Below are 2,296 nucleotides of genomic sequence, written 5' to 3'. Positions count from 1 at the left end.
TGCTGTAAAGCGCGGCCCGGGCAGGGCCACCGCCACCACATGGGCACCGGCCATGCCCTGGCGGCGACCGGGGCCGAAGCCCAAGGCCGGGGTCAGGCCGGTGGACACATCATGCAGGCCTTCCAGCGCGGCAATCAGCTGCTCGCGGCTGGTGTCACGGCCAGTCTGCTTCAACGCTTCGCTCAGCAGGCGCAGGGCGCACAGAGTGTTGACCTGCAGCGACGCCTGACGAGGGTCGAGGCCCTGGCGCTGCTGCAGGCCGGCCAGCGTCGCCAGGCCCTGTTCGGTCCAGTCCTCGGGCACGTAGGGATAAGCCAGGTACACCCGTTGCGACCAGAACTCGGGCAAGCGCGCCACGGCGCCGGTCACTTGGCTGGAGGCACCAAACAGGTACGGCTGGCGGCCAGCGGCCTGCAACGCCGAGGCCAGTTCGGCAAAGGCCTGGGCACGGCCGAGGAAGACAATGCCCTGCCCGTCCACCGCCTGGCCAGCAAAGGCCTGGGCCGCAGGTGTTGCCCAGCCCTGCTGGAGCAGGCGCTCACGCACCTGCTCGGCCAACGCCGCTTGTTCATTGCCGGCATACACCACACGCAGGTCGCCCGCTTTCAGGCCCAGCGCCGCTCGGGCGTGGCCGGCCAGGCTCAGCAATTGCGCGGGCAAGCCGGGCAGCGGGTCGAAAATCTGTGGGCTGCCGCCGCTGTGTGGAGTGCTGCCGATCAGCGGTACATTGTGGGGTGCCAGCATGGTTGCCAGGCGTTGGTCGAGCATGGGTGCCAATGGCGTGATCAGGGCGAATACCCGCTGCTGCTCGAGCAACTGCTGCAGGGCCCGTTCGGCGCTGGCCGGGTCGACACCTGGGTCGAGCACCACCAGTTCCAGGCGTCGCCCGTGGATGCCCCCTTGCTGGTTGAGTTGCGTCAGGCCGTCTTCCAGCACCGCACGCACCACCTGCCCGGCCTCGGCCAACGGGCCGGAGGCCGGCAGCAAGGTGCCCAGGCGCAACACGCCCTCTTCTACCCCGGGATCGCGTTCCTGAGCCAGGCGCTTGAGGTAGGCCGTGAGATTGCGCTGGTCGGCCAGGGTCAGTTCGAAGCGCGGCATGGCCGGATCCAGGCGATTGCCTGCCGGGTCGACGCCGTGCTGGATGGCCCGGGCCAGGCTGCTGTCGGTGTAGGCCGGATAGCGTCGGCCGTTGACCTCGCGTTCACCCTGGCCTTGCGCCAGGCGTTGCCAGTCGAGGCTGGGTGGGCGCACACCACCTTCGGCTCGGCCGCGGCCATCGGTGCCGTGGCAGCTGGCGCAGGGCAGCACGCTGGCGGGGACTGTCATGTCACTGGCACCGACCCGGGCTTGCAGCTGTGCGTCGCTGCTGGAGATGCCCTCGCGGTAGAGGTTTTTGCCGGCTTGTTCATGTTCGGTCAGGTCCAGGGCAAGTGTACCGCTGCACATGAAAATGCCTAATGCGAGTGCCAGATAGCGCAGCACTGCTTCAATACGTACGCGAATCCCTGTAGGAGCGGCCTTGTGTCGCGACCGGGCGCGCAGCGGCCGTAAAACCGGCATACGCGGAGTACCTGGTGAAACACATTCGCCGATCCTGCGGCCGCTGCGCGCCCGGTCGCGACACAAGGCCGCTCCTACAGGGATTCGCGCCGGGGTTCGCGCCAAATTTGGCGCCGGCATTGGCGAAGTACTGCGCATGATGCTCACCGCCCTGCCAAAGGCAGGGCCAGCAATTGCATGCGTTGGGCAATCGCCGCCGGCGGTGCATCCGGGCGGATTTTGCTCCAGCGCTTGCCGGCCACATCGCCGGCAATCAGCTGTGTCGAATGCTGCTCGGGGCTGGGCAGGAACTGGCCGATGCGCCCGAGCACCAGGTCGACATTGGCCTTGTCACCGGTGAGGAACAACCAGTTGGGCTGGTCCACGCCCTGCTTCCCGGCAAANGCCTTGAGCACCTCCGGGCTGTCATTGAGCGGGTCGCTGCTGATCGACACGAAGGTCACCTGGCTTGCCAGCTGTGGCCCCATGGTTTCGCGTACTTCGCGCAACTTGCGGGTAATCAGCGGGCAGGCGTCGGTGCAGTGGGTGAAGATCACGTTGGGCATCACCACCTTGTCTTTGCGCACATCGCTGTAGAAGCGCAGCTCGCGGCCGTTCTGGTCCTTGAGCACAGTGTCGGTGAACCAGGTCTGGGCATCACGGGTGCCGCCGCCACTGGTCATCGCCTGCGGGGCCGGCTGCGGTTCTGGCGCCTGCGNGGCATGGCCTTCATGGGCCAACGCCACCGAGGCGA

Annotated in this window: 2 protein-coding genes; both read right to left on the bottom strand. The window is 67.4% G+C overall.

What is annotated here, in order from left to right:
- A partial coding sequence (locus tag JV551A3_RS14300) for a cytochrome c/ABC transporter substrate-binding protein (RefSeq protein WP_133978830.1) occupies positions 1 to 1,449 on the bottom strand: 1,449 nt, incomplete at its 3' end.
- Positions 1,450 to 1,706: 257 nt separating this feature from the next.
- Positions 1,707 to 2,296: SCO family protein (locus JV551A3_RS14295; RefSeq protein ID WP_133978828.1), on the bottom strand; the 590-nt coding region annotated here is incomplete at its 5' end.

This window comes from Pseudomonas inefficax, from assembly GCF_900277125.1.
Classification (GTDB): domain Bacteria; phylum Pseudomonadota; class Gammaproteobacteria; order Pseudomonadales; family Pseudomonadaceae; genus Aquipseudomonas; species Aquipseudomonas inefficax.
Note: the sequence above shows the minus strand (reverse complement) of the source record. Positions and strands in the feature narration are given on the sequence as shown.